This window comes from Rhizobium sp. 16-488-2b (genome assembly GCF_017741815.1).
Lineage (GTDB): Bacteria > Pseudomonadota > Alphaproteobacteria > Rhizobiales > Rhizobiaceae > Rhizobium.
The window spans coordinates 61,181-87,241 of record NZ_JAGHMF010000007.1; the positions used below are offsets into that span (position 1 = coordinate 61,181).

At 61.6% G+C, this 26,061-nt stretch carries 25 protein-coding genes; 9 read left to right on the top strand and 16 right to left on the bottom strand.

Annotated elements, in window-relative coordinates; genetic code table 11:
* Positions 1-35 precede the first annotated feature (35 nt).
* Positions 36-443, top strand: a complete 408-nt coding sequence (locus tag J5286_RS06455; protein WP_209189707.1) for a winged helix-turn-helix transcriptional regulator — start codon at positions 36-38, stop codon at positions 441-443.
* Here the strand turns inward: J5286_RS06455 and J5286_RS06460 are convergent.
* Entirely contained in the window at positions 414-1,631 is a 1,218-nt protein-coding gene (locus tag J5286_RS06460) for an MFS transporter (RefSeq protein WP_209189708.1), read from the bottom strand. The genes J5286_RS06455 and J5286_RS06460 overlap by 30 nt on opposite strands.
* Before the next feature lie 299 nt (positions 1,632-1,930).
* On the opposite strand from J5286_RS06460, the gene J5286_RS06465 reads away from it, so the two are divergent.
* On the top strand, positions 1,931-2,875 hold the full coding sequence (locus J5286_RS06465) for a diacylglycerol/lipid kinase family protein (protein WP_026283068.1): 945 nt from the start codon (positions 1,931-1,933) through the stop codon (positions 2,873-2,875).
* On the opposite strand, the gene J5286_RS06470 is transcribed toward J5286_RS06465, so the two are convergent.
* Complete coding sequence (locus J5286_RS06470) at positions 2,872-4,224, bottom strand: glutamine synthetase family protein (RefSeq protein ID WP_209189709.1); 1,353 nt, start codon at positions 4,222-4,224, stop codon at positions 2,872-2,874. The two genes, J5286_RS06465 and J5286_RS06470, sit on opposite strands and share 4 nt — an antisense overlap.
* An 83-nt stretch (positions 4,225-4,307) precedes the next feature.
* Here J5286_RS06470 and J5286_RS06475 point away from each other — a divergent pair, with 83 nt between their 5' ends.
* Positions 4,308-5,675: an aspartate aminotransferase family protein gene (locus tag J5286_RS06475; RefSeq protein ID WP_209189710.1), complete on the top strand. Its 1,368-nt coding sequence runs from the start codon at positions 4,308-4,310 to the stop codon at positions 5,673-5,675.
* A gap of 7 nt (positions 5,676-5,682) precedes the next feature.
* Here J5286_RS06475 and J5286_RS06480 read toward each other — a convergent pair whose 3' ends face one another.
* Both J5286_RS06480 and J5286_RS06485 read right to left on the bottom strand, forming a co-directional pair.
* A complete protein-coding gene (locus tag J5286_RS06480; RefSeq protein ID WP_209189711.1) occupies positions 5,683-7,179 on the bottom strand; it encodes a glycosyltransferase family 39 protein in 1,497 nt (498 codons plus the stop codon).
* On the bottom strand, positions 7,172-8,188 hold the full coding sequence (locus tag J5286_RS06485) for a glycosyltransferase family 2 protein (RefSeq protein ID WP_209189954.1): 1,017 nt from the start codon (positions 8,186-8,188) through the stop codon (positions 7,172-7,174). Before J5286_RS06485 ends, J5286_RS06480 begins: the two co-directional genes overlap by 8 nt.
* A gap of 69 nt (positions 8,189-8,257) precedes the next feature.
* Between J5286_RS06485 and J5286_RS06490 the strand changes: the two genes are divergently transcribed.
* A complete protein-coding gene (locus J5286_RS06490) occupies positions 8,258-9,220 on the top strand; it encodes a lysylphosphatidylglycerol synthase transmembrane domain-containing protein (RefSeq protein ID WP_209189712.1) in 963 nt (320 codons plus the stop codon).
* A gap of 15 nt (positions 9,221-9,235) precedes the next feature.
* On the opposite strand, the gene amn is transcribed toward J5286_RS06490, so the two are convergent.
* From amn to J5286_RS06505, 3 genes are all read right to left on the bottom strand, one after another.
* Positions 9,236-10,738 (bottom strand): AMP nucleosidase, encoded by a 1,503-nt coding sequence (gene amn, locus J5286_RS06495; protein WP_018898839.1) that lies wholly within the window; start codon positions 10,736-10,738, stop codon positions 9,236-9,238.
* 131 nt (positions 10,739-10,869) lie between these two features.
* Positions 10,870-11,058 (bottom strand): hypothetical protein, encoded by a 189-nt coding sequence (locus J5286_RS06500; protein WP_047513527.1) that lies wholly within the window; start codon positions 11,056-11,058, stop codon positions 10,870-10,872.
* Positions 11,059-11,249: 191 nt separating this feature from the next.
* Positions 11,250-11,588 carry a DUF2147 domain-containing protein gene (locus J5286_RS06505; RefSeq protein ID WP_183899475.1) on the bottom strand — a complete coding sequence of 113 codons (339 nt, stop codon included), beginning with the start codon at positions 11,586-11,588 and terminating at the stop codon, positions 11,250-11,252.
* Positions 11,589-12,023: 435 nt separating this feature from the next.
* On the opposite strand from J5286_RS06505, the gene J5286_RS06510 reads away from it, so the two are divergent.
* Entirely contained in the window at positions 12,024-12,290 is a 267-nt protein-coding gene (locus J5286_RS06510; protein ID WP_018898836.1) for an SEL1-like repeat protein, read from the top strand.
* A gap of 131 nt (positions 12,291-12,421) precedes the next feature.
* On the opposite strand, the gene J5286_RS06515 is transcribed toward J5286_RS06510, so the two are convergent.
* From J5286_RS06515 to J5286_RS06525, 3 genes are all read right to left on the bottom strand, one after another.
* Positions 12,422-13,534, bottom strand: coding sequence for a pyridoxal phosphate-dependent aminotransferase (locus J5286_RS06515; RefSeq protein WP_209189713.1), 1,113 nt, complete (start codon positions 13,532-13,534; stop codon positions 12,422-12,424).
* A 92-nt stretch (positions 13,535-13,626) separates the two neighbouring features.
* The gene (locus J5286_RS06520) at positions 13,627-14,022 is read right to left on the bottom strand and encodes a hypothetical protein (RefSeq protein ID WP_018898834.1); all 396 of its coding nucleotides are present in this window, start codon (positions 14,020-14,022) and stop codon (positions 13,627-13,629) included.
* A 109-nt stretch (positions 14,023-14,131) separates the two neighbouring features.
* The gene (locus J5286_RS06525) at positions 14,132-14,533 is read right to left on the bottom strand and encodes a DUF2177 family protein (protein ID WP_209189714.1); all 402 of its coding nucleotides are present in this window, start codon (positions 14,531-14,533) and stop codon (positions 14,132-14,134) included.
* A gap of 183 nt (positions 14,534-14,716) precedes the next feature.
* Here J5286_RS06525 and J5286_RS06530 point away from each other — a divergent pair, with 183 nt between their 5' ends.
* Complete coding sequence (locus tag J5286_RS06530) at positions 14,717-15,160, top strand: baeRF12 domain-containing protein (protein ID WP_018898832.1); 444 nt, start codon at positions 14,717-14,719, stop codon at positions 15,158-15,160.
* A 59-nt stretch (positions 15,161-15,219) separates the two neighbouring features.
* Here the strand turns inward: J5286_RS06530 and J5286_RS06535 are convergent, their stop codons facing one another.
* The gene (locus J5286_RS06535) at positions 15,220-15,552 is read right to left on the bottom strand and encodes a hypothetical protein (RefSeq protein WP_026283067.1); all 333 of its coding nucleotides are present in this window, start codon (positions 15,550-15,552) and stop codon (positions 15,220-15,222) included.
* Positions 15,553-15,899: 347 nt separating this feature from the next.
* On the opposite strand from J5286_RS06535, the gene J5286_RS06540 reads away from it, so the two are divergent.
* A complete protein-coding gene (locus J5286_RS06540; protein ID WP_209189715.1) occupies positions 15,900-16,331 on the top strand; it encodes a glyoxalase superfamily protein in 432 nt (143 codons plus the stop codon).
* A gap of 65 nt (positions 16,332-16,396) precedes the next feature.
* Here J5286_RS06540 and iolB read toward each other — a convergent pair whose 3' ends face one another.
* The 5 genes from iolB to J5286_RS06565 all read right to left on the bottom strand — a co-directional run bounded on the left by iolB (position 16,397) and on the right by J5286_RS06565 (position 23,427).
* Positions 16,397-17,194 (bottom strand): 5-deoxy-glucuronate isomerase, encoded by a 798-nt coding sequence (gene iolB, locus J5286_RS06545; RefSeq protein WP_111561063.1) that lies wholly within the window; start codon positions 17,192-17,194, stop codon positions 16,397-16,399.
* 180 nt (positions 17,195-17,374) lie between these two features.
* Positions 17,375-18,295 carry a myo-inosose-2 dehydratase gene (gene iolE / locus J5286_RS06550; RefSeq protein ID WP_209189716.1) on the bottom strand — a complete coding sequence of 307 codons (921 nt, stop codon included), beginning with the start codon at positions 18,293-18,295 and terminating at the stop codon, positions 17,375-17,377.
* 175 nt (positions 18,296-18,470) lie between these two features.
* Positions 18,471-20,321, bottom strand: coding sequence for a 3D-(3,5/4)-trihydroxycyclohexane-1,2-dione acylhydrolase (decyclizing) (gene iolD, locus J5286_RS06555; protein WP_209189717.1), 1,851 nt, complete (start codon positions 20,319-20,321; stop codon positions 18,471-18,473).
* Between the two features lie 197 nt (positions 20,322-20,518).
* Positions 20,519-22,456 carry a bifunctional 5-dehydro-2-deoxygluconokinase/5-dehydro-2-deoxyphosphogluconate aldolase gene (locus J5286_RS06560; protein WP_209189718.1) on the bottom strand — a complete coding sequence of 646 codons (1,938 nt, stop codon included), beginning with the start codon at positions 22,454-22,456 and terminating at the stop codon, positions 20,519-20,521.
* Between the two features lie 95 nt (positions 22,457-22,551).
* Entirely contained in the window at positions 22,552-23,427 is an 876-nt protein-coding gene (locus tag J5286_RS06565) for a MurR/RpiR family transcriptional regulator (RefSeq protein ID WP_209189719.1), read from the bottom strand.
* A 199-nt stretch (positions 23,428-23,626) separates the two neighbouring features.
* Here J5286_RS06565 and J5286_RS06570 point away from each other — a divergent pair, with 199 nt between their 5' ends.
* On the top strand, positions 23,627-24,742 hold the full coding sequence (locus J5286_RS06570; RefSeq protein WP_209189720.1) for a Gfo/Idh/MocA family protein: 1,116 nt from the start codon (positions 23,627-23,629) through the stop codon (positions 24,740-24,742).
* A gap of 78 nt (positions 24,743-24,820) precedes the next feature.
* Positions 24,821-26,044, top strand: coding sequence for an NAD(P)/FAD-dependent oxidoreductase (locus J5286_RS06575; RefSeq protein WP_209189721.1), 1,224 nt, complete (start codon positions 24,821-24,823; stop codon positions 26,042-26,044).
* Positions 26,045-26,061 lie beyond the last annotated feature (17 nt).

The window sequence follows — 26,061 nt, forward strand, 5'->3', positions numbered from 1 at the left end:
AATTCTGTACGTAGTACCCAAAAGGATACCGTCAAATGTCGTTGCCGAGAGACAAGCTGACCGAGAACTTCCCCGGATGCCCCGTCGAGGCGACGTTGAGTTTTCTGGATGGCAAGTGGAAGGGCGTGATCCTCTTTCACCTGATGGAGGGCACGCTGCGCTTCAATGAACTGCGCCGCAAGCTGCCATCGGTGACACAGCGGATGATGACTAAGCAGCTTCGGGAGCTGGAGGAATGCGGTCTGGTGTCGCGCACGGTGTTTGCCGTCGTGCCGCCCCGGGTGGATTATGCGCTGACGCCACTCGGCAAGACATTGAAGCCCGTCATCGCGGCCTTGGCTGCCTGGGGCGAGGAAAACATATCCTGCCGCCCCAATGGCCGCCACCTCAGGGATGTGGCGGCCGATGATCGGTCAGCCGCGGCTGCGGCGGTCGAGGCGTAGCGAAGCCGCGAAGACGACGATGCCGAGAGCCGACAGGATCGCGCCGACATAACCCGTCGAAGCCGAACCATAGCCCCATGCGATGACGAGGCCGCCGAGCCAGGCGCCGAGAGCGTTGGCGATGTTGAAGGCGGAGTGGTTGGAGGCGGCCGCAAGCGTCTGCGCATCGGCGGCGACATCCATCAGGCGGGTCTGCAGCGCCGGACCGGCGGCAAAGCCGCAGCCGATCAGGAAGACGCACAGGCCAAGCATGAACGGGTTGGTCGCTGTCAGCGAAAACAGCGTCAGCACGATGATGTTGAAGATGAGCGAGCCGCCGATCGTGCCCATGATCGACTTGTCGGCGAGCCACGAGCCGACGACATTGCCGGCGTTCATGCCGACGCCGAATAGCACCATCATGACGGCCACCATGCCGGGCTGCAGCATGGCGACATCGGTGGTGGTGTCGGCGATATAGCTGAACATCGCGAACATGCCGCCGTAGCCGACGGCCGCAATCGCAAGTGTCAGCAATACCTGCGGGCGCTTGAAGGCGCCGAGTTCGCGCATGAAGCTTGCACCCTCGGACACCTCATCGCGCGGCACGTAGTACCAGATCAGCGCCATGGTCACGAGGCCGATCACGCCGACAGCGGTAAACGCGACGCGCCAGTCTAGCGACTGGCCGAAGAAGGTGGCGAGCGGTGTGCCGAGCAGCGTCGCGATCGTCAGGCCCAGCATGACGCGGCCAACGGCGCGGGCGCGCTTGTGCACCGGCACCATCGATGCGGCGACGATCGCGGCCACGCCGAAATAGGCGCCGTGCGGCAGGCCGGTGATGAAGCGCAGCACGGTGAAGCTCTCGAACGAGGGAGCCATGGCGCTCGTGATATTGCCGACGGCGAAGATCCCCATCAGCAGCAAGAGCAGCGAGCGGCGCGCCATCTTGGCGGCCAGAACGGCAATCACGGGAGCGCCGATGACCACGCCCAGTGCATAGGCGCTGATGACATAACCGGCCTGCGGGATGGTGACGGAAAACGTGCCGGCGACATCGGGAAGCAGGCCCATGATCGCGAATTCGCCGGTGCCGATCCCGAAGCCGCCACAGGCCAGCGCCAGCTGCACAAGTGCGACCGCCATGGGCGAGGGCGCCTCGGAGACGGGGATGTCGGCGATGGAATCGTTTACGGCGACCTGGCTCAAGCGCGAGCTCCTTCGGCATGCAATGGCTTGGAACAGTCGCGCAATGAAGTGTCACTGCCGGACGGACAAGCGGAAAATGAGGGAGATGGAGCGCCTGCTCCAACGCGGTATTAATTTACGATTTGTTGGGAGCCGTCATGTGCGTTTTATGCAGCGCAGCATCCCGCCAGGCGCATACGTGGGTGGCGTGGCGGCAGAACGCGCGCGTAACGGCGTCATTTGACATGCCATCTGCTTGAAATTGCACGCACAGCAACCATGTCTAAGCAGCGCGTCAGCCGATGAATAACGGGAATTCGATGAAGCTTATAGGTTTTTTCAACCGCGATGGCGGCACCTTTCGCACGACCGACATGGAGGCGTACGAGAAACATGCCGAACGGGTGTTTCGCGAAGCCGGCCATGATTTCGAGGCAGTGGTGTTTCCCGGCAAGGAGATCGTCCCGGCCATGGAGCGTGCCGCGCGGCGAGACGACATCGACGGCATCGTCGCCGGCGGCGGCGACGGCACCATCTCGGCCGCATCGTCCATCGCCTGGAAGAACGGCGTGGCGCTCGGCGTGATCCCGGCCGGGACGATGAACCTGTTTGCGCGATCGCTGCGCATTCCGCTCGATATCTGGCAGGCGCTCGATGTTCTGGCTTCGGGCGAGGTCGATCATGTCGATATCGCCAGCGCCAACGACCGCCCCTTCATCCACCAGTTTTCCGCCGGCCTGCATGCGCGCATGGTGCGCTATCGCAATTCCTACAGCTATCGGTCCCGGCTTGGAAAAATGCGCGCCAGCACCCGCGCGGCCTTCGGCGTCGTGCTCAATCCGCCGGAATTCGAGGTCGAGTTTGAGGCTATAGGCATCAAGGAACGCCGCAAGGTCTCTGCCGTGTCGGTATCGAACAATCCATTCGGCGAGAACGCGCTGCTTTATGCGGATACGCTGACATCAGGCGAACTCGGCTTCTACACCGCCAAGCCCTTGAAGCCATGGGGCGTGGCGCGGCTTGCCATCGATCTCCTGCGCGGAAAGGTGAGGGAGAACGCCGACGTGATGATCATGCACCCGGCCGAAGTGCATCTGCACTTCCCGAAGGTGCACTCCAAGGCCAATTGCGTCATGGACGGCGAGCTTTTGCCGCTCGCCCGCGACGTCGCGCTGAAGCTGCATCCCGGCGAACTCAAGGTTCTCGTCCGGCAGGGGCTCGCCGCTCAGGTCGATGAGGCAGAACGCCGCGAACCGACGTCTTAGAGACGCGGCAGATAGGTGCGGTAATCGAAGTCGGAAACGGTGCGGAGGTGCGTGATCGCCTCTTTCCGCTTCGTGTCGCCGTAGAGCCTCTGATAGGCCTTGCCGAAGACATCCGCGATGAACGGCGACGCCCTGAACGTTTCGACCGCCGTCAGGAAGTCATGCGTCAGCTTGGTCGTATTGTCAGGCATATGCGACGGCGTCGTCTCCTCGCCGGGGTCGAGCTCATTGTCGAGCCCGAGCAACATGCCGCCTAAAATGGCCGCGAGCAGCAGATAGGGGTTGGCGTCGGCACCGGCAACGCGGTGTTCGATGCGAGCCGCCGGGCCGTTCTTGTCGGGAATGCGGATCGCCGTACCGCGATGCCCGTAGCCCCAGGTAAGATCCACAGGCGCGAAGGACCCGGGCTGGAAGCGGCGGTAGGAATTGGCGAAGGGCGCGAACACCAGCTGCGCGTCGCGCATGCTCTGCAGCATCCCGGCGCACACCGATTTCAGCTTCGTCGCCTCGCCACCCCCAGCGTCGAGGATATTGCGCCCATCGCGGTCGATGATGCTGGCATGCACATGCAGTCCTGAGCCGGCGTGATCCGAATAGGGTTTGGCCATGCAGGTGGATTTTAGCCCGTGCTTCCGCGCCGCCTGCTCCACGATCCGCTTCAGGTAGATGCAGTCGTCGGCGGCAGCCAGCGCGTCGGCGCGGTGCAAAAGGTTGATCTCGAACTGGCCGGGGCCGAATTCCGCCGTCGTCGCGTCCGCCGGCAGCGCTTGCGCCTTCGCGTATGCGCGCACCGTCTGCAGATAGTCGTCGAGCGCATCGACAGCATTCATGTCGTAAAGCTGGAAGCCGTTCGGATCGCCCTGGTAGGTCAGGCTCGCCGGCGGCATCGGCCGGCCGGTCTCGCGCCAGTCCGGCGCAACCACGTAGAACTCGAGCTCCGTGGCGACGACAGGCGTCAGCCCGCGTTCAGCATAGCGGTTCAGCACCGATTGCAGGATGGCGCGCGGGTCCATGAAGCTCGGGGTCCCGTCGAACTCATGCATGGTGGCGAGCACCTGGACGGAGCCTTCGGGCGCCCAAGGCATCGGCGTCAGACTGCGCTTGTCGGGAATGCACTGGCCATCGGGATCGCCGACGGAGAGCGACAGGCCGGTAATATCATCATTGTCGTCGCCCCAGATATCCAGCGACTGCGTGGAGGAGGGGAGGCGCACTTCGCCGGTCCACACCTTCTTCTGCGCCTCGAGTGGGATCTGCTTGCCGCGCAGGTCGCCGTTCATGCCGACCAGCAGGATTTCGATGCGCGGATCGCCACCCGCAGCTTTGCCGTGCATGTTGTCGCTCGCCATGATCTTGAAAATCCCCTCGGACAAGGCCAAGGTCGTAGCTCATTGGGAAGAGGCTTTCAATATCCGAGGGTGTTTAGCAAATCATGTCTGATACTTACGCGCGCTCCAATCTCGCCGCCATCGATGCCGCTCATCATCTGCATCCGTTCTCCGATATGAAGAAGCTGAATGCGGACGGCACCCGCATCATCCAGCGCGGCGAGGGCGTGCACGTCTGGGACAATCACGGCCGCAAATATCTCGATGGTTTTGCCGGCCTCTGGTGCGTCAATGTCGGCTATGGCCGTAACGAGATCACCGAGGCCGTGGCGCGGCAGATGAACGAACTGCCCTATTACAACACCTTCTTCGGCACTACGACGACGCCGACGACATTGCTTGCCGAAAAGGTCACGGCCCATGCCGGCCCGCGTTTCAACCACGTCTTCTTCACCGGCTCCGGTTCCGAGGCCAACGACACATGGTTTCGCATGGCCCGCGTCTACTGGAGCGCCATCGGCCAGCCGTCGAAGAAGATCGTCATCGCGCGCAAGAACGGCTATCACGGCTCGACCGTCGCCGGCGCCAGCCTCGGCGGCATGAAATACATGCACGAGCAGGGCCACCTGCCGATCGAGGGCATCGTCCATATCGGCCAGCCCTATTGGTATGGCGAGGGTGGCGAGCTCTCTCCGGCCGAATTCGGCCTCAAGGTCGCACGCGAGCTCGAAGCGAAGATCGATGAACTCGGCGAAAACAACGTTGCCGCCTTCGTGGCCGAGCCGGTGCAGGGCGCGGGCGGCGTGATCATCCCGCCGGAAACCTACTGGCCCGAGATCGCCCGCATCTGCAAGGCGCGCAACATCCTGCTCGTTGCCGACGAGGTGATCTGCGGCTTCGGCCGTCTCGGCGAATGGTTCGGTCACCAGTATTTCCGCGTCGAGCCCGATCTTGCGCCGATCGCCAAGGGCCTGTCGTCAGGTTATCTCCCGATCGGCGGCGTGCTGGTCAGCGACCGCGTCGCCAATGTCCTGATCAACGAGGTCGGCGATTTCAACCACGGCTTCACCTACTCCGGCCACCCCGTCTGCGCCGCCGCCGCGCTAGAGAACCTCAGGATCATCGAGGACGAGAAGCTGGTAGAGCGTGTCCGCGACGATATCGGTCCTTACTTCGCCAAGGTCTGGGGCGCGCTCGGCGAGCACGACCTCGTCGGTCAGGTCCAGAGCATCGGCCTGATGGCAGCGCTGCAGCTTGCCGCCGACAAGAAGACTCGCACCCGTTACGAGAAGCCCGATGCCGTCGGCACGCTCGTGCGCAATCACGCGCTCGCCAATGGCCTCATCCTGCGCGCCACAGGCGACCGCATGCTCGCATCCCCGCCACTCATCATCAGCCATGAGGAGGTCGACGAGATGGGACGCATCGCCAAGCTCGCGCTGGACGCGGCGTGGAAGGAGCTGAAGGCTTGAGGTCCGCTTACTTCGGATAGATCCAGACGTAGCTGAACCCGACCTGATCTTCCTGTCGTCCCCGGTGATAGGGGACGGAGGTGCTCTTCACGTCGACGGCGCTATATCGCTCGCCGAGATTTTGCGTGATCCATTCAGCCAGCAGGGGCGGCAAAGCCTCTCCGCTGTCCTTGGTGATCCACACCATCAGGATCGGCCGGTCAGCTGTCCACTCGTAGGCGATCTTCATATTGTCGAAGAACCGCGACATCAGCGGCACATTCGGCCATTGCAGGTGAAGATTGCCAGCCGGCAGCCAGCTGTCGGTCACGATGAGACCCGGCGTCTTGCTCTCCTCAGCAGCAATGTGTTTGGCAAAGCCGCTATAGGGCACGTTGTATGCCTCGTACCGACCAAACAGGGTGGGCAGGTTCGGCCTGGCGAGCAACGCCGCCGGGATGAGGATCATCAGAACCAGCGGCACGACGATGAAGCGGCGGAAGTGACTATCAGAGCGATGGCCGGCAGCCTGCATCTTCAAGCAGAAATAGATCGGCATGAGGAACAGGAATGGCAACAGCCATCGGTCGCGCAGCGAGGTCATGCCGATCGTGACGACCAGAACGAGCACCAGAAGCGCGATAGTGACGAACAGAGCCGTGAAGAACTGTGTCCATTCGGAGGATGCACGAAGGCTATTCCAGAAGGAGCGGCCGAAGACGATCGCGTAGACGATGACCGTTGGCGCCATGATGACCAAGACAAGCCGCAGAAACTTGAATGGCCCCTGCACCAACTTCGCAAACGCCGTGTCTGGTGCTTCCTGCTTCATGATCCCGAGTGTGCGCCCGGAGGCGATGTCGAGATTGTGCAGCAACCAGAGCCCGTGCGGTAGAAAGATCAGCACCGCAAGCGCGATCGACAGCAGGAAACGCCGATCCATGATCCGCGCGCGTCCTTGCGGGTGCAGCCATACGGCTGGCATTGCGGCCACTGCGACGAGCGTGAAATTGTATTTCGACAGCATCCCCAATCCAAGCGCCAGCCCCATGAAGGCATAGGAGCCGAGCGACGGCGCCTTCAGCGTCTTGATCACGCCATAGAGAAACAGGTTGATCGTCAGAAGCTGGATGACGGTATGCGTAAGGTCGCGCTGCGCTTCCCAGAAGAGCTGCGGAATGGTCAGCAGCGAAAGCGTCGCGATGACAGCGTAAAGCTTGTCCTCGAGCACCTCGCGGGCAAGCTTGTAGTAGGTCAGGTAGACGAGAAAGAGCACCAGGTTCTTGGTCGCGGAGACAGTCGCCAGCGACAGGCCGAAGAACCAGACGACGATCGACTGCAGCCAGTTATAGAGCGGCGGCTGCGAATCATAGCCGAGCGTCAGCCACTGCGAGACGAACGCCTGCTGCGATTCGTCAAATCTCAGGCCGTGTGGCTGCAAGAGCCGAACAATAAACTGGATGAGGAAATACCCGGCGATCAGCCAGACGACGGCATCCGGCTTGCGCGCCAGGAGATTACGCATTCTCATTCCCGTCGAAGATCCGCTGGACGATATAGTTGGGCGAGACGTCGTCGCGGTAGTAGGTACGCGCGATCATTTCGGCCAGAATACCGGTCGTGATCATCTGCACCGACGACAGAAGAAGGACGACGCCGACCATCAGCATCGGTCGGGCTCCGATATCGTTGCCCATGATGAACTTGTCGAAGAACAGATAGATCAGGATCAGCGCCGACAAGGCGCCGAGCCCGAGGCCCAGCGAGCCGAAGAAATGGCCCGGACGCGCCTTGTAGCGCATGAAGAACATCACCGAGAGCAGATCGAGGATAACCCGGAACGTGCGCGAGATGCCGTATTTCGATTGGCCATGCGCGCGGGCATGGTGGGTGACCACCATTTCGCCGATGCGTGAGCTCGGGACGACGCCCGCGACCCAGGCCGGAATGAAGCGGTGCATCTCGCCCATCAGCTTCACCTGTTTGATGACCGAGGTGCGGTAGATCTTCAGGCTGCAGCCATAGTCGTGCAGCTTGACGCCAGTGATGCGGCCGATGAGGTAATTCGCGCACCATGAAGGGATCTTGCGCAGCAAAAGCCCGTCCTGACGGTTCTTGCGCCAGCCGACGAGCAGGTCGAGTTCGCGACGCTCAAGTTCGGCGACCATGTGCGGGATGTCGTTCGGATCGTTCTGGAGGTCGCCGTCCATGGTGGCGATCAGGCGGCCGGTGGCCGCGTCGATGCCGGCCTGCATGGCGGCGGTCTGGCCGAAGTTGCGCTGCAGCGCCACGATGCGGAGCGACAGGCCGTCGCGACCGATATGCTTGCGGGCATTGACGAGCGTGGCGTCGGTGCTGCCATCATCGACCAGGATGAGTTCCCAGCGGTCGGGGTAGCGTGTCATCGCCGAGCAGATGCGATCGACCAGCGGGCCAACGCTCTCTTCTTCGTTGAAGACGGGGACGACCAGCGATAGTTCGACGGGAGCAGCGGCGTCGATCGCGCCTGAAAGTGTTTCTGCCGTTGTCTGCAACACGTATTTCTCCTAAAACGCCGCCCAGTGGTGCCGCTCTTCTGTCGGCCGAAGGCAGGAAGCTAGTACATGAAGTCTCCGGTGGTTGCCAGCCGACAATCCTGGTTCGCACGCAATCGAATGCTGCTGTTCACAGTCATAATTGTCATAGTCTACGCCGCCTTCATCGAGTGGTTCTGGGGCTGGTCGACCATTCTGCGGCAATGGGCCGAAGTAGGCGCTCCGACGATCATCGCGGCGCTCGCTCTTCTTACCAGCACCTATTTCCTGCGCACCTGGCGCACCTATGATTACTTCCCGCGCGAAACCAGCGGCCGCTTTCCGGCGCTTTTCCGTGTGACTCAAGTGCACAATCTCCTGAATATCATGCTGCCATTTCGAACCGGCGAGACCAGCTTTCCATTGCTGATGCGCACCGAATTCGGAATCCCGCTTGCGCGCGGAACGGCGGCGCTGCTTGTCATGCGTCTTCTTGACCTTCATGCGTTGTTCGCCGCCGCCGGCATCGGCTTCGCGATCGCGTCGTCGCACAAGCTGGTCGCATGGCTGCTCTGGGCCGCATTCCTGCTGCTGCCGGTCATAGCGTTTGCGGCGCGCAAGCCGCTCGTGGGCGTTGCCGCGAAGCTCCTGCCGAGGAAATTGCAGCATTTCGTCGTCGAGATCGAAAACGGTCTGCCGGCGAATGCATCTGCCTTCGCGCGCGCTTGGGCGATGACGGTCATCAACTGGCTGGTCAAGGTGCTGGTGCTTGCCTGGGCGCTACGGCTGATGGGCGTCGTGCCGGCGGCTGCAAGCTTCGGTGGCGCGCTTGGCGGCGAGCTGTCGTCCGTACTGCCGATGCATGCCCCTGGCGGTGTCGGCACCTATCCGGCGGGCATAACGGCAGGCGCCGTTGCCTTCGGCGCATCGAGCAATGCCGCGGATATCGCGGCACTCGCTCGGGCAAGCATCAATGCTCATCTGCTGATCATCGTTTCCGCGCTCACGGGAACGGCAATCTCCTTGCCGTTCGGTCGCAATCGCGCCACGTGAGGCAAGCGAGGCGGCCTATTGGAAGGCCGTCTCGAAGAAGCTTCTGAGCTTGCGCGAATGCAGCGTCTCCGGCGGCATTGCCGCGAGCTTCTGCACGGCGCGGATGCCGATCTGCAGATGCTGGTTGACCTGCGTGCGATAGAAGGCCGTCGCCATGCCCGGCAGCTTGAGTTCGCCATGCAGCGGCTTGTCGGACACGCAAAGCAGCGTGCCGTAAGGCACCCTGAAGCGGAAGCCGTTGGCGGCGATGGTCGCCGATTCCATGTCGAGTGCGATGGCGCGGGCTTGGCTCAGCCGCTTCACCGGTCCGCGCTGGTCGCGCAGTTCCCAGTTGCGGTTGTCGATCGTACCGACGGTACCGGTGCGCATGATGCGCTTGAGCTCGAAGCCCTCGTAGCCGGTAATCTCGGCCACGGCTGCCTCCAGCGCCACCTGCACTTCGGCGAGCGCCGGGATAGGCACCCAGACCGGCAGGTCGTCGTCGAGAACATGGTCTTCACGCATATAGGCATGCGCCAGCACGTAGTCGCCCAACCGCTGGCTGTTGCGCAGGCCGGCGCAATGGCCGAGCATCAGCCAGGCATGCGGGCGCAGCACCGCCACGTGGTCGGTGATCGTCTTGGCGTTGGACGGGCCGACGCCGATATTGATCATGGTGATCCCGGCATGGCCCTTCTTCTTCAGGTGATAGGCCGGCATCTGCGGCAGTCGAGACAGCGTCGCATCCGTCTCCGGCGTGCTGGAGCCGGCGTGGGTGACGATGTTTCCGGGCTCGACGAAGCACGTATAGCCATCGCCGCCATCGGCCATCAGCTTGCGCGCCCAGGCGCAGAATTCGTCGATGTAGAACTGGTAGTTCGTGAACAGCACGAAGTTCTGGAAGTGCTGCGCGCCGGTGGCCGTATAGTGCGACAGGCGGGCCAGCGAATAGTCGATGCGCTGCGCCGTGAAAGGCGCAAGCGGCGAGGGCTCGCCCGGCGGCGGGATATATTCGCCGTTGGCGATCTCGTCATCGGTGGTGTTGAGGTCGGGCGTATCGAAGAGATCACGCATCGGCACATCGACGAAAGCCGATGCGGATGCCTCCACATGAGCGCCTTCGCCAAAGGCGAAATGCAGCGGGATCGGCGTGGTCGATTCGGACACGACGACGGGCACATTGTGATTGCGCATCAGGTGCCCGAGCTGTTCCTTCAGATAATGCCGAAAGAGCGAGGGACGGGTGATCGTCGTCGTGTAGATGCCAGGCGCCGTGACATGGCCGTAGGAGAGGCGCGTATCGATATGGCCGAAGCTTGTCGTCTCGATGCTCACCTGCGGATAAAACGCCCGGTAGCGCGAGGTGATCGGCGCGCCCTGCGCCAGTTCCTTGAAGTGCTCGATCAGGAAGGTCGTGTTGCGCTCGTAAAGCTCTGTCAGCGCTTCGACGGCCTTGATCGGATCGTCGAAACTTTGCGGCTTGAAAGGGCTCGGAGACGAGACGTCGAGGGGGGCGGAAGGAGAGATTCGGTTGCTCATGAGGCATTATAGTACGTCGTTCTTAACAAGCAAACGACGCGTGCATGACCAGCATGACAAGGCCTGAATGGCATGAATTGCGTACTGGGATGACCGGCAGCCGGGGTTGGCGGTTGCCGGTCGCGTTGACGTCAGTTAACGCTGGTGCAGATCGGGTTGGTTCTGTCGACGCAGGTATAGTTCGCGCCGAAATGCGACTGCGCGCCGCCGCCGGCATTGCGGTTGACGGCCGCCGAGAACGAGACGGCGAAGATCGCCGCGAACAGCGTGATGATGGTGAAGCGTCTTGCCATGATAAGCACTTCCGTATCCTTGCCCATGTGCCATGTTCCGAATGTCATGTGTGCGCCGGGTGCTGCTTGCGACGCAGTGCACTTTAGAATGACACCGTTTTGCCATGGTCAGGCTGAACCGATGCTGAGATCGGAATTCATCCGCCGTTCATGAAAGTAGTCAGGGCGGAAAGGACGGAGGAGATGCGCCCGATGGGCCGGGCGCATCGGATATTGTCTTACAGGCGTGTCCAGGTCTGCGACTTGCAGAGAACGGCGAGCACGCAGCCCTTCATCTTCAGCGAGTTGCCGGAGACCGTGCCCGAGCCGCTATAGGTCTTGTCGTTGCTCGGATCGGTGATCTCGCCATTATAGGTGCCGTCCTTGCCTGACAGCGTTCCGATCTTGCGCCCGGCATATTTGCCTGTCTTCAGCGTGATGCAGTAGCTGCCGCCGCAAGACGCGATCACGGCGGTATCGCCCGCCACCGTCTTCCAGTTGCCTGCGATCGGCTCCTCGGCATACGCAAGCGTTGCGGAAAGCGCCAAGGCGCTCGCCAGAATGAGACTGCGGATCATCTTATTCCTCCCTGATGTCCTGAGGCTGCGGACGATAGCTTACGCGAACGTAAAGGTAAATATTCGTGGTTCCGGCATGGTCGAAAGTGCCTGTTCGCGAACACGAATTTCCGTGTGTTTTCATTTCGCCGCTGATTTCGTGGTGAACGAAGGGTTGATTTTCAAATCTGAATTTTTCCTTAAACAAATGCCGGAACCCTTAATGAGCAGGCGATCCGATGTTTAACAAAAACCCAATTTTACCAAGCGTTTGCACTTTGTTTGTCTCAAATTAATCATGCATTTTAGGCGTTTTTTGAAGGGCTTGCTGCATATTGGAGCCATCAAACGAGCGGGGCAAACCCGCCGAACCGAAGAGACCGAACGCCGCGTTAGACGGCAAGGCTCCGAGGTAAACAGGGTAAGTCGATAACAGGCTAAACAGGGATAAAACCGATGGCACGCTTTGAAATGCACAATGCTGAAACGGCCACCATGGGTGGCGAAAACAACGCCGATGTCTTCTGCGAAATGGGTCTGATGTACGCGACAGGTCGCGGATGCTCCGTTGACCTCGTTGCGGCCCACAAATGGCTGAACATCGCGGCCATCAAGGGCCACGATCGCGCCGCCGAACTGCGCGCCGATCTCGCGGCCACGATGGACAAGATGCAGCTTGTCGAGGCGCTGCGCGCGGCTCGCGAATGGATGACGGTGCACTAAGCAACTGTCAGTGCCGACAATTCAATAAAAACAATAACCTCGAAGAGGGGATGGCGAGGCGCCTTGCGCCTGCGCCGACATATCGAACCGCGACCGGCAGGAACAAGGCCGGCGCGGTTCTTGTCGTTTAATCAGCCGATCGACTTCAGAACCTGAGGCAATGCCGCCTCGAACAGGTCCATATCGGCGGCCGGGCCGACGCTGACGCGAATGCAGCGGTTGAGCGGAGCGACCCCCGGCATGCGGATGAACACGCCATGCTGCATCAGCCCGTCGACGATCGCCCGCGCATAGGTGCCGTCGCGGCCTGCGTCGACGGCGACGAAATTGGTTGCCGACGGCAGCGCCTGCAGGCCGTTGGCATCGGCGATACCGGCAATCCGCTCGCGCGCGGCGTGGATCTTGGAGATTACCTCCGAGAGATAGGTCTGATCCTTCAGCGCCGCGATTGCGCCGGCGACAGCCATCCGGTTCATGCCGAAATGGTTGCGGATCTTGTCGAAGGCGAGGGCAGTGCCGGGTGTCGAGATCGCATAGCCCACGCGCGCGCCGGCAAGGCCGTAAGCCTTCGAGAAGGTGCGTGTCCTGATCAGGTTGGGCAGGTCGATCAGCGACGCGATCGAGGGCAGGGCGCTGGCCGGACCCGTCTCGCTATAGGCCTCGTCGAGGATCAGCAGCGTGGTCTCGGGAATCGCGCGGGCGAAGGCCACCACGCGGTCGGCATCCCACCAGCTTCCCATCGGATTGTCAGGGTTGGCGAAATAGATGAGCGGCGGATTTTCACGCTTCACCGCATCCAGCAATCCGTCGAGATCTTCGCGATCGTTCACATAGGGAACGGTGACCAGCCGGCCGCCGAAGCCCGCCACATGAAAGTTGAAGGTCGGATAGCCGCCGAGCGACGTGACGACGGGCGCGCCGGGTTCGATCACCATGCGAACGATCTGCCCGAGCAGTTCATCGATGCCGCCGCCGATGGCGATATTGGCCGCACTCGTGCCAAGATGGGCGGCCAGCGCTTCCTTCAGATCGTAGTTCTCGGGATCGCTGTATTTCCAGATATCAACACCCGCCTCGCGCATCGCCGTCAGCACTGAAGGGGCGGGGCCGAAGCCGTTTTCGTTGGCGCCTATGCGCGCTTTGACGATCAGGCCACGCTGGCGCTCGATGGCTTCTGGGCCGACAAAGGGAACGGTGGAGGGCAGGGCGCTGACAAGCGGTGTGAAGCGCGAAAAGGCAGACATTTTAAGGGCATTTCCCAAGGCTATGAAAATCGCGCCAACAATAGGCGCTGATGGTGCCATGGCAAGGACGATTATTCCCCTGGGAAGCCTATTTACATGCTGATCGTGCGGCTCGCGCTGATCGCTTCCATATTGCCGATCATGAAGTCGGCACGCACGACGCGGCGCAATACCTCGGGCTCGATCGTGTTGATGAAGCGCACATGCAGGCGCTCATTGCGTCGTGACACCTCGGCGCAGCCGATGCGGTAGGCTAGCCCGAGAATGTTGAGATAGTAGTGCTTGGGAAGACCGGTCGCCGAAGCGACGAGAAGCGTGGCGCCGCCGCGGGATATGTCGATGATCTCGGCGCTGCGCATCGAGACACCTGTCAGGCAGGGCCGCACGGCCACGATGCGGGCCGGACGCCGCACGTTGAACTGCTCCCACCGGGTCTCGTAAATCTCCGATTTCACCGTCGTGAGGTGCGTGTTGTTGAGCATCGACATCGCAGGCACACTCCTAAAATCAGAAAAATCCTAGTCTTTCCAATGGAGCGTCACATGAATGCTTTGCGCAATCATCAACGAAATCACTACAATTTTAGTGAATGAGAATTTAACTGAGGGCGCGGACCGCAAAAAATCCGCCGGCGGCCGTCATGGCGGTGATAAAGCCGCCCCAGGCGAGATCGACGATGCTCATCAGCGGCGGCCAGTTCTTCAGCGTGGCGAGGTTCGTCACGTCATAGGTCCCGTAGGCGGCGAGCCCCAGGATCAGGCCGTAGATGACGGCGGTCGATAGGGACCCAGACGCGATCGCCGGAAGCACGGCGAGCACCACCACGGCAACGGCGAAGAAGAGATAGAAGATCGCGGCGATGCCGAAATTCGGTGACGGCAGCATTAGATCGCCCAGTTGATCGCGATAGAATGTCCGGGCGACGAGGCCGAGCCAGATGGCATCCAAGACGAGCAGGGTAGCAAATGAACCGGCGTAGGCGACGAGAGCTGTTTTCATGATCTTGTCCTGACGTTTGCCTCTCTTTACGTCCGCTACACGGATTGGATTGCCTATCGCGCGAATTCCACAAATCGTTGAACTCTTTACGACCCCGGGCGTTTGCTTCTTGTTCACGAGCACAGATTTGTGCTCCCGAGTGCGGGATCCGCACTCAGCAAAAAAAAGATCAAGGAGACTGATATGGCTGACATCAGAGTGCCGCGAAATTCCTGGGTTGTGGTATGCGACGGAGGCAAGGCTCTGATTATGCAGAATGACGGCGACGTTAGCGGCGTCGATCTCAAGGTCAGGGAAACCCTGGCGCAACCGAATGAGCCCGATCGCGAAATCGGCACCGATAAGCCCGGCCGTGCCCATAGCGCGGATGGTCGTGGCAGCGCGGTCGAGGAACTCGATTGGCACGATCAGGCCGAGGCCGAATTCCTGAAGCAGATCGCGTTCAAGCTGGATGACCTGATCATCGAGAAGGATGCGACCAACATCGTGCTGGTCGCGCCACCGCGCGCGCTCGGAACGCTTCGTTCCAACCTCAGCGTCGAGGCGCAGGCGATCATCTCGGCCGAAATTCCCAAGGATTACACGAACCTGCCGATCGATCAGATCGAGCGGCGTTTGGCGGCCTGATGATATCAGGCGAAGCCGGAGCGGGCGCAAGCCCGCTCTTTTTTTATGGGTGGCTGGTCCTAGTTTTCGAAACTCAGGCGCAGCACGTGGTGCAGGAACTCCGGATTGATCAGCATGTTGAAGCTGATCGTCGCAAGATCGCCCTCGCGCTTCACCAGCGTCGCACCGATCTCGTCCTGGATGCCGAGAATTTCCAGGAAGAAATGGTTCGGCATTTCGATCGACGCGTTCACTTCGAGCGTCGCGCCCGCAAGTGTGATGCTGCGGATCAGGCAGCGGAGTTGGGTAGCGGTGCTGAGGTGATGGCCGACGAAAATGATCTTGCCGGGGCGATCGAGCGCGAATTCCCGGTAAGCCTGCTCCGGTTCGGGATGTGCAGTATCGAGGTGCATCTGAAAGGCCATGGTCGCCTCCGCTGGTTGTCTGGTTTCAATCTAGGGCAAGTGTGCTGAATAGTTCTGAAAAAGATCTTTAAAACTAGATGCTTATGTAGATTGCGGCACTCAGAAGTCCCATTTTTAGGCAATATTCGGCGAATTTGCCGGAAATTTGCGCAGGTTGACAGATGCGCGTCCCTGCCTCATACCGAAAAACGGTGCGAGACGCCTGCCGCTCGCGGATGAAAATCCATGGTGAAGATCTCTCGGAATGAACGGTCACAGCCCTTTGTGCATGCTGACTGGTGGCAATGCGAGCTCCCAACTGCTTCGAACAGCATGCCTTTTTGAAAGGCTGAACCATGAACTATCCTTCGATCGACGATCTGAAGGCCCAGGCAAGGCGATTACGTGGCGCCATGGAATCCAGCGGCACCCCGATATCGCATAGCGCCGCCCTCGAGTTGATCGCCAGCCAGCACGGCGTCCGCGACTGGAACACGTTGTCTGCGCTGGCAAGCAGGCCCAATACGACGCCGCTTGCCGCACTCACCGTTGGTGCCCGCGTCAGCGGTCGCTACCTCAACCAGCCGTTCACCGGCAAGATCCTGGCGCTTGCCGAACAATCCGGCGGCCTGCACAAGCTGACGCTTCATTTCGACGAGCCCGTCGATGTCGTTACCTTCGAGAGCTTCTCGGCCTTTCGCCAGCGGGTCAACGCGCAGGTCGACGAAAACGGCGTTTCCCCGCGCAAGACTTCGAACGGCCTGCCGCAGCTGGTGCTCGATATTTGAGGCCGCGTGGCTGAAACGAAAAGCCGCGCTGTCGAGGCGCGGCTTTTATCGTCATGCTTCCGGTCTCAGGCCTTGAGCAGCCATTCATGCTCCGGCGCATTGTAGAACTTCCAGACGCGCTTCGGGCCGGCCATCACGTTGAGATAGTAGAGATCGTAGCCGTGCGTGGCAGCGCAAGGGTGATACCCCTTAGGCACCAGCGTCACGTCGCCGTCTTCGAGCACCATCGCCTCGTCCAGCGACCGGTCGTCTGTATAGACGCGCTGGAAGCCAAAACCCTGTGGTGGGTTCAGGCGGTGATAATAGGTCTCCTCGAGGAAGCTCTCGTTCGGCAGATTGTCCTGGTCGTGCTTGTGCGGCGGGTAGGAGGAGGTGTGACCGCCCGGCGTGATCACCTCGACCACAAGCAGCGAATAGGCCGACGCGTCATCCTCAGGCATGATGTTGTTGACGTAGCGCACATTGGTGCCCTTGCCGCGCGTCAGCGCCGGATGCGTGCCCGGCGGGATAGCCTTCGCCTCATAGGCGCCACCGCCCGGCGCCGAGCAGACCGCCAGCTCCAGATCGGTCTCGGCCGTCACCGACCATGCCGATTCCATCGGGATATAAAGCGCATGCGGCGCCCCATCGAACGGGCTCATCCGCTCGCCGAGCGTGCCGAAATCCCTGGTGCCTGCACTGGCCTTGCCCTTGCCGCTCACCCAGACGAGGCAGACCTCGCGCTCACCAGTTTCGCCGGACACGGTCTCGCCGGCTTTCAACCGGTGCATGTCGAAGCCGACATAGGTCCAGCCGGCGCTCTCGGGCGTCACATGCGTCACGCGGCCGTGTGTGCCTGTTGGTTTGACTTTGAGGTTTGGCATTTGTTTCTCCTCGTGAATATTCGTGGGTGTGGCGCCCTCATCCGCTTGCCGGCACCTTCTCCCCGTTGGGGAGAAGGGATTCGGGGCGGGCCGCTCGCTCCATCTTCCCTTCTCCCCAGCGGGGAGAAGGTGGCCCGAAGGGTCGGATGAGGGGGCCACTTGCTCCAGTGGCTGAGGCCCTCAAGCCCCCTTCGGAAACCCTTCCGTCTCCACCGTATATCCGGCAGCCGTCATCACCCGCATCAGTTCGGCGTGACCGATCTCGGCCATCTTCTGCGGCGGCGCCTTGCGCGGGTCCTGCTCGGCCTCGACGACGAACCAGCCCTCATAGCCGTAATCGGCGAACCGCTTCACGATCGCCCCGAAATCGAGCGATCCGTCGCCGGGCACCGTGAAGGCGCCGAGTGCCACGGCGTCGAGGAAGGACTGCTTGCTGCGGTCGAGACCGTCGACCACCGACTTGCGGATGTCCTTGACGTGGACGTGGTTGATGCGGGCGTGGTGGTTGTCGATGGCGCGCAGCACGTCGCCGCCGGCAAAGGCGAGGTGGCCGGCGTCGAGCAGCAGCGGAATGCCGGCGCCCGAGTTGCGCATGAAGGCGTCGAGTTCCTGCTCGGTCTCGACCACGGCAGCCATGTGATGGTGGTAGGAGAGCGGCATGCCCTGTTCGGCGCACCATTCGCCAAACTGCGTGACCTTGCGGGCATAGGCCTTCATCTCGTCGTCGGAGAGTTTCGGCTTGGTGGCGAGCGGCTTGGAACGGTCGCCCTGGATCGAGCGGCCGACTTCGCCATAGACGATGCAGGGCGCGTCGACGGACTTGAACAGCTCGATCATCGGCTGGATGCGATCCTTGTTGGCCGCGAGCTCCTCGTCGACGAGCGTGCCGGAAAACCATCCCCCGCACAGCGTCACGTCGGCGGCCTTCAGGATCGGCAGCATCTCGCGTGGATTATTCGGGAACCGGCGCCCCTGTTCCATGCCGGTAAAGCCGGCGCCGCGCGATTGGCGCAGGCATTCCTCGAGCGATACGTCGTCGCTGAGTTCAGGAAGATCGTCGTTCCACCACGCGATGGGCGACATGCCAAGTTTGGCTTTCATTGCTGTTTCTCCTCAAATGTTTGTGGCTGTGGCCCCCTCATCCGCCTGCCGGCACCTTCTCCCCGTTGGGGAGAAGAGACTTGTGGCAGGCTGCTCACCCCGGTCTCCCCTTCTCCCCAGCGGGGAGAAGGTGCCGAAGGGCGGATGAGGGGGCCACTTGCTCTAACGTCTCAAATCACCCAATCCGCTGTGCTTCGCGCGCTTTCACGTAGTTGGCGCGAGCCTTGTTGACCTCCTCGCGCGAACTGACCTCCGGCACAACCACATCCCACCAATGCCCGCCGGCCTCCGTCGTGATCAACGGATCCGTATCGATCACGAACACCGAAGTCCGATCGTTCTTCTTCGAATCGATGATCGCCTGCTCAAGCTCGGCGATCGAAGACACCTTGACCGCGATCGCCCCCATGCTTTCGGCATGTGCGCGGAAGTCGATGTCCGGCATCACCTCGTGATAGGAGTCCTTCAACAGGTTGTTGAAGTTCGCCCCACCTGTGCCCATCTGCAGCCGGTTGATGCAGCCGTAGCCGCGGTTGTCCAGGAGCACGATGTTGAGCTTCAGGCCCAGCATCACCGAGGTCGCGAGCTCGGAATTCAGCATCATGTAGGAGCCGTCGCCGACCATGACGATGACATCCTTGTCGGGATGCGCCATCTTGGCGCCGAGGCCGCCGGCGATCTCGTAGCCCATGCAGGAGAAGCCGTATTCCATGTGATAGCTGCCCGGTGCCGTGGCCGGCCAGAGCTTGTGGAGTTCGCCAGGCAGGCCGCCCGCCGCGCAAAGCGCGATCGCGTTCTCTCCGCCGATGGTGCGGGTGACCGCGCCGATCACCTGGGCGTCGGAGGGCAGCGCAGCGTTTGTGGTCGCCATCGCCTTGGCGGCCGCTTCCATCCAGATCTTCTTTTCCTTCTCGGCCTTCGCCGCTAGTGCCGCCGGAGCCTTCCAGCCGGAAAGCCCCTCGGAGATCGCCTTCAGGCCCTCGCGCGCATCTGCCACCAGGGGAAGCCCGTCATGCTTGACGGCGTCGTAGGCGGCGATGTTGAGGCCGAGGATGGAGAGCTTCTCATTCTTGAAAAGCGCCCACGAACCGGTGGTGAAGTCCTGGCAACGCGTGCCGACGGCAATCAAAAGGTCTGTCTCCTCGGCAAGCGCGTTGGCCGCAGATGTGCCGGTGACACCGACCGAGCCGAGCGCCAGCGGATGCCGCTCGTCGATCGCCGACTTGCCGGCCTGCGTGACGACGACAGGAATACCATGCACATCCGCGAATTCCGTCAGTTCCTTCGTCGCCTGCGAATAGAGCACACCGCCGCCAGCAATGATGACAGGCTTTTCCGACTTCTTGATCAGCGCGATGGCGTTCGCCAGCTCGTCCGCATCGGGGCGAGGGCGCCGCGTGGTCCAGATGCGCTCCTCGAAGAAGCTCTCCGGATAGTCGAAGGCCTCCGCCTGAACATCCTGGCAAAGCGACAGTGTAACCGGACCGCAATCATAAGGATCGGTCAGCACCTGCATGGCGCGCTTCAGCGCCGATATGATCTGTTCCGGCCGGGTGATGCGGTCGAAATAGCGCGAGACCGGGCGGAAGGCGTCGTTGGCCGAAACCGTGCCGTCGCCGAAGTCCTCGATCTGCTGCAGCACCGGATCCGGCGCGCGGTTGGCGAAGACGTCGCCAGGGAGGAAGAGCACGGGGATGCGGTTGACATGCGCCACGCCCGCCGCCGTCACCATGTTCAGCGCGCCGGGGCCGATCGATGTCGTGCAGGCCATGAAGCGCTGGCGGAAGCTCGCCTTGGCATAGGCGATCGCGGCATGCGCCATGCCCTGCTCGTTATGGGCGCGATAGGTCTTAAGCTCGCCGCGCACCTGATAGAGCGCTTCACCGATGCCCGCGACATTGCCATGGCCGAAGATCGCCCAGACGCCGCCGAAAATCGGTACCGTCTTGCCGTCGATCACGGTCATCTGCTTCTTCAGAAAGTGGGTGACGGCCTGCGCCATCGTCAATCGTACAGTCTTGCCCATAAGGCTCCTCCCGCAATTCTCGTATCCGTTTTCCCCTCCCCAACCCCTCCCCACAAGGGGGAGGGGCTAACCTGTGGCAACCGTCTCGCTTCGCCTCAACCTTGCGTCCGTCAGAACGTTTGTTCGTGGCAGAGGCGGCGCCTCAAGTTAAAGCCCCGCCCCCTTGTGGGGAGGGGTTGGGGAGGGGTCTTTCAATCCTATCGGCCGAGCCCGCGTGTTTTCAACCAGGCTTCGGTCAGTTCACGGAAGCGTCCCGCCATGTCGGCGACCGCCTGCTCGTCATTGATCTTGCCGGACAGCCAGGCCCGCGCCGCATCCGAAAAGATGGTGCGTCCCACGGCAAAGCCCTTGACCGAAGGTGCTGCCAGCGTCGCCTCGAAGCCCTTCACCAGCTCGTCCGCCGGCGCCTCCAGCCCGAGCAGCACGATGCCGCGGCACCAGGGGTCGTTCTTGGCGATGACGGCGTCGATCTTCTTCCACGCCGCACTCGATGCCTGCGGTTCCAGCTTCCACCAGTCCGGCTTGATGCCGAGCGCATAGAGCTCTTCCATCGCCGTCGAGATGGTGTCGTCGGTCAGCGGCCCGTTCTTGCTGGCGATGATCTCGACCAAAAGCTCGCGGCCCACCTTGCGCGCCGCCTCGAATAGAGTCCGCAGCTTCTCCTGCTGTTCGCTCTTCAGGTCGGCGGGATCGTCGGGATGATAGAAGCACAGGCACTTGATGCAATGATCGAGCGGCCATTCGACCAGCTGCGAGCCGATATCCTGGCTGAACTCGAAACGCAGCGGCTTCGAGCCGGGCAGTTCGACGGGACGCCCGATCCAGGCGAAATTCTTGGTCGCCGCGTCGAAGAAGGCATCGCGCCCGAAGCGCTCGTCGATCAGCATTCCATAGCCGCTGCGGCCATCGGCGACACGCGCGGCGGCTTCCACCGCCAGCCGCTTGAAGGCGACGATCTGCTTGTAATCGACGCCGAGTTCGTCGCAGACGCTAGTCAGCTGCGAGCGATGATCGATGGCGAGCGCCATGAGCAGCGGGATGTCACCCTTGCGGTTCGAGGCCCAGTGAATGTGGTTGATCGCCTCGTCCTTGCGCAGCGCCCGATGCGTGCTGCCGTTCTTCAGGAAGAAGTCGAGTTCCGCCCAGGTCGGATACTCAGGCGAGCAGAGCAGGCGGGAGACCGCGAAGGCGCCACAGGCATTCGCCCAGGTGGCGCAGGTCTTCAGCGGCTCGTCCTTCAGCCATCCCCGTAGGAAGCCGGACATGAAGGCATCGCCGGCGCCGAGCACGTTGAACACCTCGATCGGAAAGCCTTCGCCGACGATGCCGGCTTCGAGATCGTCCGAGATCGGCCCGTCATAGACGATGCAGCCCATGGCGCCACGCTTCAAGACGATTGTCGCGGGCGACAGGCGGCGAATTTCTTTGAGCGCGCCGAGCACGTCGTCGGCGCCAGACGCGATCAGGATTTCTTCTTCCGTGCCGACGATCAGGTCGCAATCCGGCAGGGTCTCCTTCATCTTCGAGGATACGCGGTCAGATTTCACATACCGTTCGAACCCTTCCGCGTGGCCGGCAAGGCCCCAGAGGTTCGGGCGATAATCGATGTCGAAGATCACCTTGCGGCCGTTGGCCTTGGCGATACGGATCGCCTTGCGCTGCGCCGCTTCCGTGTTCGGCCGTGAGAAATGCGTTCCCGACACCAGCACCGCGCGCGAGGACTTTATATAGGCCTCGTCGATATCGCCTTCGTCGAGCGCCATGTCGGCGCAGTCGGAGCGATAAAAGATCATCGGCGAGACGCCCTCGGCCTCGACCGCCAGAAGCACCAGCGCCGTCAGCCGCTCCCTGTCGGTGACGATGCCGTCGGTCGCAACGCCCTCGCGTGCCGATTGCTCACGAATGAAGCGGCCCATCTGCTCATCGCCGACACGGGTGATCAGGCCCGACTTCAGGCCGAGGCGCGCCGTGCCGATCGCGATATTCGCCGGGCAGCCGCCGACGGACTTGGCGAAGGACGCGATGTTTTCGAGTTTGGAACCGATCTGCTGGCCATAGAGATCGACCGACGAGCGGCCGATGGTGATCACATCAAGCGACAGCCCCGGATTCTCGCCCGGTTGAGTTAGTGCCATCATGTCCTCCCGATCATTTTCAGTCCGGCGTGGATGTCCGCCGGTGATATCGATCAATGAAACATCGGTTCCGTTTGAATGTCAATTCAGAATGTTTATTCCATTTTTGCTTTTTTGGATTTTGGCTGCCCCAGCTTTCGCCGCCGCTCGGCGATCGCCACCGGCAGCGCCATGGTCAGCGCCATCGAGGCCGAAAGCGAACGGAAGCCGGCAAAGTCGGCCTCCGCCACTTCGAACCAGCAGGCGGCGCTGGTCGCGAGCGGCGAAAAGGCCGAATCGGTGATGACGACAACAGGTACGCCGCGCTCCTTCAGCATCTCCGCCTGGCCGAGGCTCTCTGCTGCGTAAGGCGAAAAGCTCGCCGCGATCGCCGCATCCTTCGGCGTTGCGAACTGGACGGTTTCCGGATCGACGCCATTGGGTGAGGCGACAATCTGGTGGCGGATATTGAGCTTCGAGAAGGCGTAGCTCATATGCGCCGTCAGCGGATAGGAGCGGCGCTTGGCAATCAAATAGATGGTGTCGGCCGTCGCCAAAATGTCCACGGCCTTGCTGAAGGTGTCCGACTGAACGGTCGCGGCCAGCCGGTTGATCGATTGGCCGGCGGCCGAGATGAAACCAGAAAGCAGATTGGCGTCCTCGTCCTCGCCGCCCGATTGCTCCAGCGTCACCAACCGCTCTTCATAGGTCAGTGTCCGGTCGCGCAGGCGCTCGCGGAAAATGCTTTGCAGGTCGGAAAAGCCCTCATATCCCAGGTGATGCGCAAGCCGCACCAGCGTCGATGGCTGAACCTCGGAAGCGGACGCGATGCTTGCCGTCGTGCCGAAGGCGATCTCGTCGGGATTGGCCAGCGCGAAGGCAGCCACCTGCGCCAGGCGCTTCGGCATGGTCGCCTTGCGCTCGATGATCGTGCTGCGCAGGCTCTCGAAATCCCTGGGAACGCGAGAGGGGGCCTTGGGGTCGTTGTCCATGTGCTGATCCGAAAATGAAACGTATATTCCAGTTTCCCGACCATAGATGATTTCCATTCGCCGGCATATTCGTTTTTTAAGTGAGAAATATCGAGCCTTTTCCGCTATTTGATGGCTTTCACCTGCTCCTGGGCTCGCCCGCCAGCCTTGCCAAAATGGTCCGAGCATTCCAAAATCATGATCGGAGCGGGAGGATATCATGAAGTCATTGGGCGTCGGCTTGATCGGCACGGGCTATATGGGCAAGTGCCATGCGCTTGCATGGAATGCGGTCAAGACCGTCTTCGGCGATGTCGAGCGTCCCCGCCTCGTGCATCTGGCGGAGGCGAACAAGGAGCTTGCCGATGCGCGCGCCTCGGAATTCGGCTTTGAAAAGGCGACCGCCGACTGGCGCCAGCTGATCGCCGACCCCGATGTCGATGTCGTCTCGGTCACCACGCCGAACCAGTTTCATCCCGAGATGGCGATTGCAGCGCTCGAAGCAGGAAAGCACGTCTGGTGCGAAAAACCGATGGCGCCGGCCTTTGCGGATGCCGAGCGCATGCTGGATGCTGCCAGGCGCGCCGGCAGGGTGGCCGTGCTCGGCTATAACTATATCCAGAACCCGATCATTCGCCACATCAAGGCGCTGATCGGCGAAGGTGCCATAGGGCAGGTCAATCATATCCGCGTCGAGATGGACGAGGACTTCATGGCCGATCCGGACGCGTTCTTTTATTGGAAGAGCGAATTGTCGGCCGGTTATGGCGCGCTCGATGATTTCGCGGTGCACCCCCTGTCGCTGCTCTGGTATCTCTTCGGCCATGTCGAGGCCGTCGTCACTGATATGACAAAGCCCTATGCCAATCGTCCCACAAAGGACGGTGGACGGCGCCCAGTCGAGAATCACGACGCGGCCAATGTGCTGATGCGTCTTGGCGGCGGCATCTCCGCCGTGTTGATGGCCAATCGCGCCGCCTGGGGTCGAAAGGGGCGCATAGCCCTGCAGATATTCGGCTCGAAAGGTGCGATCACCTTCGATCAGGAGCGCATGAACGAATTCGAGCTCTATCAGGCCGATGGCCGCGGCAGCGAGCAAGGGTTTCGCAAGATCCTGGCCGCACCCGCCCACCATCCCTATGACCGGTTCATTCCCGCTCCAGGCCACGGCCTTGGCTTCAACGATCTGAAGATCATCGAATGCCGCGAGCTCATTCGCGCGATTTCCGGTGCGCCGTCGGTGATCGTCACATTCGAAGACGGTCTTAGGATAGAAAAGTCTGTTCACGCCATGGCAGAGTCGTTCCACCAGCGCCGCTGGATCGAGATCGCCTGACGGCGCTCCGCTCCGGTTGACGACGCAAGGGGCAGGGGATAGGCCTTTGCTCAATACAGTGAATGCGGGAGTGGTATCGTGACGGACAGATTGGTGATTATCGGCGCAGGTCAGGCGGGCTTTGCAATGGCGGCCAAGCTGCGCGCGCTCAAGGATACCAGGCCCATCACCATTCTTGGCGCCGAGGACGTGCTGCCTTACCAGCGCCCGCCGCTCACCAAGAAGTACCTGCTCGGCGAAATGAGCTTCGACCGCCTGCTGTTTCGCCCCGAGCAGTGGTTCGCCGACAACGACGTCGAGATTCGTCTCTCCACATGGGTGGAGCAGATCAAGCGCGACAAGAAGCAAGTCGTGCTCCAGGATGGCTCTACCATCGACTACGGCACACTGGCGCTAACGACGGGGTCTACGCCGCGTGGCCTGCCGGCCGCGATCGGTGGCGATCTCGAGGGTGTTTATGTCGCCCGCGACAAGCGCGATGCCGATCTCCTGGCCGCCGAAATGCGCCCAGGCCGCCGCGTCCTTATTATAGGCGGCGGTTATATCGGCCTCGAGGCCGCAGCCGTCGCGCGCCATCTGGGCCTTGAAGTCACCGTCATCGAAATGGCGGACCGCATTCTCCAGCGCGTCGCTGCCAAGGAGACCGCGGATATCATGCGCGTCATCCACGAAGAGCATGACGTGCAGATTCGCGAAAAGACCGGCCTCAAGCATCTGATCGGCCGCGACGGCAAGCTCGTCGGCGCTGAACTCTCCGATGGCTCGATCATCGATATCGATTTCGCCATCGTCGGCATCGGCGTGACGCCAAACGACCAGCTCGCCAAGGAATCGGGCCTTGAGGTTGCGAACGGCATCGTCGTCGATGAATTCGCGCGCACCTCCGATCCGTCGATCTTCGCGGCAGGCGATTGCGCGGCCCTTCCCTGGCAGGGCGGGCGCATCCGTCTCGAATCGGTGCAGAACGCCGTCGACCAAGCTGATGCAGCCGCAGCTGTGATCGCCGGCGGCAACGCGCCTTACGAGCCGAAGCCCTGGTTCTGGTCCGATCAATACGATGTGAAACTCCAGATCGCCGGCTTCAATCTCGGCTACGACGAGACGCTTCTGCGCCCCGGCGCACGCGAAGGCGCACATTCGATCTGGTACTTCAAATCCGGCAAGTTCATCGCTGTCGATGCGATCAACGATGCCAAGGCCTATGTCACCGGCAAGAAGATGCTGGAACTCGGCATAAACCCCGACAAGTCCGTCCTTGCCGATGGGGCTTCCGATCTGAAGCAGCTGCTGGCTTTGAAATAAGCCGGCTTTTCTTCAGG